The following is a 9,472-nucleotide window of genomic DNA, read 5'->3' on the forward strand; positions in this document are numbered from 1 at the left end:
CAAAAATAGAGTTGATGGCAAAATGCCTATCAACTCTATTTATCGTACAGCCTAATTAATGTCTTATCTTTTGTTAACTCTGTTGCAAATCCATATTTTTGATAAATATGGATGGCGACAGGGTTATTTTTATATACTTCTAAAAAGATTTTCTTTAGTGGTGATGATTTAACCCAATCAAGAATATCCTCAATTAAGTAAGAGCCAATACCATTATTCCAAAAATCTTTATCGACCACAATTCCTAATTCTGCTTGTTCATCATCTTTAGCTTCAATTCGACAATAGCCAATGATATCTTCATCAAAAATAGCTACCATCAACTCATCAACTTTAGATTGATAAATAGCATCCAAAGATTCCCTCTCATTATCAACAGTTAAATCTTTTAAATCTTCAAATATGATAAAGTCCGACTGTTGACTAACCTTCTTTAAAAATTTTATTAACTTAGAGGCATCGTTAGGAATACTCTCCCGTAAAGTTAGTTCTTCACTCATTAAAGGTCTCCAAACTTACGATCAGCGTATTTTTCGCCATGCAATTTAAAAACAATTTGACGATCAGTATCCGATAAACGGGCAATATTAATCGAAATATGTTCCGTCGGAATTTCATCTTTAATAAATTGAGGCCACTCGACTATAGTAATTCCATTACCATTGAAGTACTCATCAAATCCCAAATCTTCATCAGGACTACTCTCTAAACGATACGCATCCATATGATAAAGTGGTATTCTTCCGTCTTGATATTCACGTATTAAAGTAAAAGTAGGACTCTTAACGTTCCTTTTTATTCCTAAGCCACGTGCTAATCCACGCGTCAAAGTGGTTTTACCGACACCCAAATCACCATTTAGAACAATCACATCCCCTGCTTTTAACAATTCGGATATCTTTGCTCCCAATGCTTCGGTCTCTTCATATGAATGGGTTGTTAGTTGATATTCAAGCATAATTTCTCCTAAATTTTATAATGCTAAGGCAGCCGTCAAAATAGCAGACTTGTAAACATCCTCTTCATTACAACCACGTGATAAGTCAGAAATTGGCTTAGCAAGTCCTTGCAAGACAGGCCCAATAGCTTCAAAGCCACCTAATCTTTGGGCAATCTTATAACCGATATTACCTGATTGTAGATCTGGAAAGACGAAGACATTAGCATGACCAGCAACTTGTGAACCAGGAGCCTTTTGGGCACCAACACTTGGTACAAATGCAGCATCAAATTGTAATTCACCATCAAGAGCCAAATCAGGTGCTAACTTATGAGCAATTTCAGCAGCTTCAGCTACTTTAGTTACATCATCACTTTTGGCACTACCTTTAGTTGAAAAACTAAGCATAGCAACTTTAGGGTCAATGTCAAAGAGTTTAGCACTCTTAGCAGTTTGAACAGCAATTTCAGCCAATTCTTGAGCATTAGGATCAATATTAATTGCACAGTCAGCAAACATGTAACGTTCGTCGCCCTTTTGCATGATAAATGAACCACTAATTCTTGAATTACCAGGAGCTGTTTTGACAATTTGAAGGGCTGGACGAACAGTATCACCAGTTGAGTGAATTGCCCCAGAAACCATACCATCAGCTTTGTCAGTATAAACTAACATTGTTCCAAAATAATTATTATCTAAAAGCATAGTTTCAGCTTGTTCTTTAGTATTCTTACCCTTACGACGTTCAACAAATTTATCAATCAAAATATCAAAATCAGCATATTTCTTAGGATCAATAATTTCAATTCCAGAGATATCAAATGATTTTTCATTAGCAACTTGTTGAATCTTATCTTGTTCACCAATTAAGATGGGTTTTAAAATATTTTCTTTAAAAAGTCGAGTTGCGGCGCCTAGAATTCTAGGTTCTTCACCTTCTGGGAAAACAATTGTTAAATTCTTTCCATCAATTTTACTTTTAAGGCTTTCAAATAAATCCATTATTATTCCTCCGTCTCATCGGCATTCTCAGGTAATTGCCAATTTATTTCCTCTTCATTATAGTTTAAAAGTGCAGCATTTGCTTTAGAAAATGGTTTTGAACCAAAAAAGCCATATCTAGCAGCAAATGGACTAGGATGTGGAGAAGAGATGATCGTATTCTTTGATTGATCAATCAAAGGAATTTTACTTTTAGCAGCATTTCCCCAAAGAATGAAAACCACTTTTCCACGTTCAGATAGTGCATGAATTGCGTAATCAGTTAATTGCTCCCAGCCTTTTCCCTTGTGTGAGAATGCTTGTCCACGTCTAACAGTCAAAACTGAGTTCAAAAGCAATACACCTTGTTGAGCCCAGGCTTTAAGATAGCCATGTTCAACCGGCGTACAGCCTAAATCATCCTGTAATTCTTTATAGATATTTCTTAGTGAGGGCGGTATTCTTACACCCGGAGCCACTGCAAAACTACAACCAATAGCTTGATTAGGTTCATGATAAGGATCTTGTCCCAAAATCACGACTTTAGTGTCAGCAAATGAGGTCCACTGAAAAGCCTGATAAATATGGTGCATTTCCGGATAAATTGTTTGGGTATTATATTCATTAACAAGAAATTCACGCAATTGTTCATAATACGGTTTGTCAAATTCACCCTGAAGAACACCTTGCCAATCATTTTTTATTAGCGTTTTCAAATTTACACCTACCTGTTTGATATTAATTCCATAAAATATGGTAACATTCACATATAGCATAACGCACTCGGAGGGAACTTTATGATTAAATTAATTGCATCCGATATGGATGGTACATTATTGAACGATAAAATGGCTGTTTCAGATCGTAACATACAAGCCATTAAAGATGCCCAAAAGAATGGCATTGAATTTATAATAGCAACTGGTCGAAGTCTTGATGAGGCTAAGCCCTTTTTGAAAAATCGAGTTCATCCCGGATATATTACTTTAAACGGCGCTGAAGTATATGATGAGAATGAAAAACTTATTTCAAGTAATCCTATTTCTGAAAAATCCAAAACGGAGGTTATTAATTACTTAAAGGAACACAAAATTTACTTCGAAGTAGTTACTAACAAGGGAATTTTCTCAGATAATAAAGACCTGCGTGTTTCTAGTTTAGCGGAATTATTGGTCAAATTAAATCCTAGTACAACTTATGAACAGGCACTTCAAGATACTTTGTCCCGTATCAAGTTAACACCGATGAACTTTGTCGACAGCTACGATAAAATTCTCAGTGATCCTTCCTACAAAGTTATGAAATTACTAGCCTTTAGTGGCAAAGAAACAGAAGTTCTAAACCCCTTAAGAAAAGATATTGAAAAAAATATTGATGACGTCGTTGTGACATCATCTTCACCAAACAACGTGGAAATCAACAGTATTGACGCTCAAAAAGGTATCGCTCTTTTACAATTTGCTAAGGATAAAAATATCTCTCAAGAAGAAACAATGGCCATCGGTGACAATCTCAATGATGAATCAATGATTCGAGATGCAGGTGTTGGTGTTGCCATGAAGAATGCTATCCCCGCTATTGCCAAATTGGCACAGATCCAAACAGACAATAACGTTAATGACGGTGTTGCTCAAATTGTCGAAAAAGTTATTGCAAAGGCAAAGAATCAGAATAAATGATGAATCTTTATATTCGAAAAGCGGACTTAGCGGTTGGTAACATCTTAGTGGTGATCAATCAAAATAAAGAAACTATTTTTATTGCATCACGTGATAAAAAAAATCCTTTCTTGATTAAATTGTATAATCGTTTGAATACGTTGATCGGTGAAATAAAATTAAAAAACAACTTTTTAAAAATTTACTCAATTGAAATTAATGGGGAAGAAAAAGCAACGATCAATGCCATCCCCATGTTAGATCTGAAATACGTCCATCTTAGTAAAATCAATTGGAATGTTACAGGAAATCTAGTTATGTCCGATTATCACGTTACTAAAGAAGGTAAAGAAATTCTTTGCGTACAACCAACCATCTTGGCACAAGGCCATCCTGGATTGGAATTAGATTTTGCTAACATGGACGATGGTCCTGTTGGTACTCTTTTGACTATCTTTTTAAATAAGTACATTAAACTACCAACCCTTACTCCTAATGCGGATCTGGATAATAGTTTACTGAAAAATAAAATTCCTTACTTAAATAATTTCAAGAGTAAGTGTAATTAGAAAATAGTAGTTTGATTAGGGAAACAATTATGGTATATAATCTTTCCAAACAAAAAGCGTTCGTATCAACCGTATTTATAATACTAGGTTGATACGAACGCTCTTTTTATTATTAATATATTGCTGAACGGAAGACAGCAGAATTATTGTTACTCTGTTAATATACATTCTAACCAAACTTCAATAAGAAATATTCTTCCTTCAGAACTATTTTGCTAAATCATATTGCATATGATTATATAAGTGACTACCGATATACAATTGACCAACTTTCTTGAAACCTGTCTTTGTATATACATGTTTGGCAGGCTCATTGTTTACATCAACATTTAAACTAAGGATTTTTTCACCACGGTCACGCATAACTTCAATAAAATGTTCCATCGTTTTTGTTCCAATACCTTTGTTTTGATAAGCCGGAGCTACTGCAAATGAATCTAAGTACCATTCACCAGGCCAAGCTTCCTTATCGCCAAACAAGTTCTTTTCTTTAATACCATACTTGTGCATAATCTTGATCAAAGGTTCATCAATGCCGTCCTCTAAACTTTCAGGATAGCCGACCATAATTGCTACTACTTCACCATCAATTTCGTTAACGAGAATGTTATCTAATCCATAACGATAGCCTGGTTGAAAGAATCCCTCTTTGATAACCTGAGCCATCTTTTCATCGCCAACTTCTTTAAATACATCGAGTTCCATCTCATCAAAGATTTGGAAAAGGATTGGCAATATCTGATCCGCATCCTCTGCTTTTGCATTTCTAAACATTTTTCCACCTCAAGTATATATAATACATGAAATTCGAATAATCTCAAATTAGGTGTTAAACGCAAAAAAGCAATGATTCTTATCATTACTTTTTTCGCAAAATTATTACTCGTAGCCCCTTTTCTTAAATTTAATCAAATCAGTGATCAAATAACTCATTGACTTGATTACATTTATTATCATAACCAACTTCTTTTCAGCTTTATATATGCAGTTTTCTGAAAGTGTTCAAAAATTGAACACTTTTTCAAATCTGTTTAAAAGTAATTTGAAAAAATTCCAAATAATGGTTAACTTCCTGAATAATAAATTCAGTCTTCATTTCCAAACCATTATCCAACCAATTAATTATAATAAAACACAAACCACTAACTAGGTAAATATTGTCTGGATTAATCTTAAAGTTATATTTTAAAAGTTGACTGTTAAAAATATTGATCAAAAATTTCCTTCTAATGTTCAATTCAGCCAATCGATAAAAGTTCAGACTAAAAGTTTTATTTTCACTAATATATAGAACAAATTTACCGATAAATTTGTTAAAATCATCACTCTCTTTAATTGCTACGTTTAGGATTTTTTTCTCAAAGGTAGCCATATAAATATCTTCAATACTATCGAAATAATAGTAGATTGTACCTCTAGTAACATTAGATGCTTTAGTCAAGTCAGTTACAGTAAATCTTCTCACTCGATTGACTGATAGCTCCTCAAACATTGTATGGATTAGATGATCAACAGTTCTATTCACAGCATTACCTCTCCTCAATTTTACTTGTATCCTAACAAAAAAGTGACTTTTTTAATATACTTTTTAGTCGATTTTGTGAAGAAAATAATAATAAATAAAATGCTATATTTTATCAAAAATTATATAATCAATTTTCTATTTTTGATGATATTTAAGAATTATAATGATTTTGAAATCGAATTTTTATGAGGGGAAAATGCTGATATGAACAGAAAGAAAATTGCCTTACTAACAAGTTTAACTATTTTTAGTGGTACCAATATTCCATTTAATAATTTAATCAATAACCACTCCAATAATGTAATTAAGGCTGCACAAAGAAAGAAAGTATCAAAAACTGAATCGAAATATCCCGATATTATGAAAAAATTAGATATAACTTCTATGCAACAATACGACAGCAATATTCTCTTTATGAGTATTGCTCTGAAAAATTTTTACGTTAAAGCTTTTCATACCGATGATTCTGGTAAAACTAACATATTATTGGCACCTCTAATCACCAGCAATCAATATTTTGTTACATCCGTTAACCTTGACCACAAAATAAAAAAGAATCAAAGGATAACAATCCAAGGATTCTTAAACGGGAAAACTAAAATTAGTAAGAAACAGAATTTTGACGATAAATATATTAACAAGAGTGCTGTTTCTGTCTTAGTAGATCAAATTAGTTATTGAGAAAATAATCTCTCAAGCCATCTATATCACGTAATTTATCGATTGCATGTTTTTCAATTTGACGAATACGTTCTTTAGTAACTCCTAACTCCTGTCCAATCTCTGATAAAGTTTGCTGACCATGATTATCAAAATCATAACGTTCAATTATAACTTTGGCCTCCCTCTGAGTTAACCGTTGATGCAATTGTTTGTAAAGATCTTCACGCAGAAAATCATTCTCAACAATGGTTTGAATACTTTGTTTCGTATCTGGCAAAGTATCAGCCAACTGACCATTTTCATTATCGGATACAGAATGATCCAAACTCATAGGCTTCGATTTCTCACGGTCAACTTGCGATAAATACCGATATTGTTTTTCATCTACATTGGCTTTTTGACATATCCAAGATATATTTACTCTGCCATATAATTCCATGCTCTGATTCTCAAGTAACTTAATTAACTTGATTGTTGCAGCTTTATGACTTGGTATACGAATAGTCAAATTAATACTATCTTTCTCATCTAAAATTTCTTTTCTAATCCACCAATATGCATAGGTCGAAAACTTATTATCTTTTTTACTATCGTAGCGTTTCACAGCTTTTATCAGGCCAATGTACCCTGCTTGAACCAAATCCTCCTTACTCAATCCAGACCCTAAATAAGAAGAATAACGATTGGCAAAACTATGGACCAAACCACTATTAGTTTCAATTAATTTAGATAATGCATGAGCATCACCATTATTGTATTCTAGAACATACTTTTCATTATGTCTAAAATTGATTTCATCTGGACGTACAACATTTTCATATCGGTAAATCACTTTATTATCAGAACGCTTTAAAATGATTTTAAATCCATAAAAATTATAAATCATTATCTGTTTCTCCATCCGCTTGGTATAACCCTTCCAAGCCCATTTTTTTATATAATTCTTGATTATTTTTTTCTTTAAATTTTGTAATTTATTCATTTCTGACTGAATTTCATTTATTTCTTGTAAATAATTATGAACAACTTTCTCTTGTTCCTCTAGACTTAGTTGTGGTAATTGATATTCACTTAATGTTTTTATCGGAATTTGTCTAACTGTTGTACCCACTGTAATACTATCTAATTGAGCCCGACCGATAGGACTATCCAAAAACAATTTTAAAAAATCTGGATTATATAATTTGGGATTAACTCTCAATCTGACTAAGTTGCTGTTAATCAAGGTCTTATCTTTAACATTCTTAGCCATCAATAACTTAAATATGCCTCGAACAGTCATTACAATATCTCCATCTTGCAACTCGTAATTATCAACCTTGGTTCTTCCCTCTACATCTCCTCGTGACATCTTGTCATAGTTAATACTTTTAGAATCTATGTCAGAAATTTTCATAATCCAGTACTTACCTTCTGGATTTTCATTCTTAGAAACCATATTATATCCACGATCTATTTTTGAAACATTTTTAAGCGCTATAGTATTACCATTATAAAAATCTATTAAATTAATATAATATTTTTGATTATCAAAATTATAAACCGTCTTTTTTATATATCTTTCAACCATCATATTTTTAGTTGAAACTTGATTATTAGGTAAAATCATTGAATAATTCTTAATTTCTTTAAAACTTTGAATCGTTGTTACGATTTTTTCGATAGATTCATCAGTTAACTTAGTTCCCTTTCCCTCTTGGACTAAGGATTCTTTTGGAACCTTTACAAATAATATTTTATTTTTCTGATCAGGCGATTTATCATGATTAAATATTAAAACACTAGTTGGAACAGCAGTACCTGCTAACAATCCTCCAGGTAAAGAGATAATAGCTTCAAATAAGTCATTTTTTAGAATATTTTGACGAATTTCATTCTCAGATCCACCTCTGAATAAAGCACCCGTGGGAAGTAGTACTATTGCCCGACCAGACAATTCTTTAGATGAATTTATGGCATTCATAATGAATCCCCAATCAGCCTTTTTTAAAGGAACCGTGCCAAAGGAGTATCTGTTATACTTATCATTTTTGTTCAAATCTTTATCAAATTGGGAAACAAATGGTGGTTCTGTAATTACTACATCAAATTTTTTCAAATTCTCATCTTGAATATAATAAGGATTTGATAAAGTGTCACCAATAAAAAGATGATAATCAGTTGAACCATTTATTTCTAATATCATTTCTGTAATAGCGATACACACCGAATTAATATCTTGACCATATATGCGTTGATGAGGATTGTTTTTTACAACGGCCAACAAAGTTCCCCCAATTCCACAAGTAGGGTCCAGAATCTCATCGTTTGCCTTTATATTAGCCAATTTAACTAATAAGTCATTTATATTCCCTGATGACGTCATACCACTGTACATTCGTTTAAACGTCGTATCAAGGTATTGTTGGATAAACATCGCTACACTGGAACCGTCCAGTTCATTAACCAAATCAACTACTTCCTGATATACTTTTGTAGGCAAATCTTTTATTATTTTCGCGACTATCGGAAGAACTATTTTAAGAATTTCATTCTTTGTTTCTAATATTCTAAACATAGTCCTGCCAAAATTATCCTTCGGCTGATTTTCTATTCCTTTTGCATTTAAATAAGCCACTGAAACAATCAACACACACTTCTCTAAGCCAGATATACTAGAATCTATCTGTGCAGTAGCTCTAACTAATTCGCGATATATCTTTTCCCTTTTTGTCTTCATTGTCCTTAATTTATCCATTCTATAAAAAGAGTATTTTTAATACTCTTTTATTTTGTTTAAAGTAATAAGCAAAAACACTGCTTTCATATATTCATTAAAACGGCTGTACGATAAATAGAGTTGATAGGCATTTTGCCATCAACTCTATTTTTGTATACCATTTATTAATAAAACTATTTTAGAACATCAAAAAGACACCATCCATACCTTTAGATGTTCTACCCTCTACAGCTTCACAATGAAAGGAATTTGAATGATGTCCCTAAGTAATAAGTCTATACGAAACGCTCTTGAAATGAAAGATGAGAATATTATCTTTACTGAAGACTCAAAATTTATGTTAGTTAATGGCATCAAGTCCTTGAAGGATATCGGCAGACGTTTTAACGTCTCCGATAAGACCGTTCAACGTATCAT

10 protein-coding genes are annotated in these 9,472 nt (G+C 32.5%); 3 read left to right on the top strand and 7 right to left on the bottom strand.

All coding sequences use genetic code 11. The features are described 5' to 3' along the window. Positions 1-35: 35 nt before the first annotated feature. Genes FD33_RS08305 through FD33_RS08320 form a run of 4 tightly spaced genes read right to left on the bottom strand, consistent with a single transcriptional unit; the run spans position 36 to position 2,637 of the window. Positions 36-500 (bottom strand): GNAT family N-acetyltransferase, encoded by a 465-nt coding sequence (locus FD33_RS08305; RefSeq protein WP_056955896.1) that lies wholly within the window; start codon positions 498-500, stop codon positions 36-38. Next, positions 500-958, bottom strand: coding sequence for a tRNA (adenosine(37)-N6)-threonylcarbamoyltransferase complex ATPase subunit type 1 TsaE (gene tsaE, locus FD33_RS08310; protein ID WP_025086113.1), 459 nt, complete (start codon positions 956-958; stop codon positions 500-502). The genes FD33_RS08305 and tsaE overlap by 1 nt, the downstream gene beginning before the upstream one ends. 15 nt (positions 959-973) lie before the next feature. Further along, on the bottom strand, positions 974-1,942 hold the full coding sequence (gene pta / locus FD33_RS08315) for a phosphate acetyltransferase (protein WP_056955897.1): 969 nt from the start codon (positions 1,940-1,942) through the stop codon (positions 974-976). Between the two features lie 2 nt (positions 1,943-1,944). Further along, entirely contained in the window at positions 1,945-2,637 is a 693-nt protein-coding gene (locus FD33_RS08320; RefSeq protein WP_025086112.1) for a uracil-DNA glycosylase, read from the bottom strand. An 81-nt stretch (positions 2,638-2,718) separates the two neighbouring features. Between FD33_RS08320 and FD33_RS08325 the strand changes: the two genes are divergently transcribed. Both FD33_RS08325 and FD33_RS08330 read left to right on the top strand, forming a co-directional pair. Next, the gene (locus FD33_RS08325; RefSeq protein WP_025086111.1) at positions 2,719-3,600 is read left to right on the top strand and encodes a Cof-type HAD-IIB family hydrolase; all 882 of its coding nucleotides are present in this window, start codon (positions 2,719-2,721) and stop codon (positions 3,598-3,600) included. Further along, positions 3,597-4,148 (top strand): hypothetical protein, encoded by a 552-nt coding sequence (locus FD33_RS08330; RefSeq protein WP_234031724.1) that lies wholly within the window; start codon positions 3,597-3,599, stop codon positions 4,146-4,148. Before FD33_RS08325 ends, FD33_RS08330 begins: the two co-directional genes overlap by 4 nt. A gap of 207 nt (positions 4,149-4,355) precedes the next feature. Here FD33_RS08330 and FD33_RS08335 read toward each other — a convergent pair whose 3' ends face one another. Together FD33_RS08335 and FD33_RS08340 are read right to left on the bottom strand one after the other, a co-directional pair. Further along, complete coding sequence (locus tag FD33_RS08335; RefSeq protein WP_025086110.1) at positions 4,356-4,922, bottom strand: GNAT family N-acetyltransferase; 567 nt, start codon at positions 4,920-4,922, stop codon at positions 4,356-4,358. A gap of 247 nt (positions 4,923-5,169) precedes the next feature. Further along, positions 5,170-5,673: a TetR/AcrR family transcriptional regulator gene (locus tag FD33_RS08340; RefSeq protein ID WP_025086109.1), complete on the bottom strand. Its 504-nt coding sequence runs from the start codon at positions 5,671-5,673 to the stop codon at positions 5,170-5,172. A 204-nt stretch (positions 5,674-5,877) separates the two neighbouring features. Here FD33_RS08340 and FD33_RS08345 point away from each other — a divergent pair, with 204 nt between their 5' ends. Next, positions 5,878-6,354 (top strand): hypothetical protein, encoded by a 477-nt coding sequence (locus FD33_RS08345; RefSeq protein WP_025086108.1) that lies wholly within the window; start codon positions 5,878-5,880, stop codon positions 6,352-6,354. On the opposite strand, the gene FD33_RS08350 is transcribed toward FD33_RS08345, so the two are convergent. Then, positions 6,344-9,073 (bottom strand): sigma-70 family RNA polymerase sigma factor, encoded by a 2,730-nt coding sequence (locus FD33_RS08350; RefSeq protein WP_082603711.1) that lies wholly within the window; start codon positions 9,071-9,073, stop codon positions 6,344-6,346. The two genes, FD33_RS08345 and FD33_RS08350, sit on opposite strands and share 11 nt — an antisense overlap. Positions 9,074-9,472 lie beyond the last annotated feature (399 nt).

Source organism: Companilactobacillus paralimentarius DSM 13238 = JCM 10415 (assembly GCF_001434985.1).
Lineage (GTDB): Bacteria > Bacillota > Bacilli > Lactobacillales > Lactobacillaceae > Companilactobacillus > Companilactobacillus paralimentarius.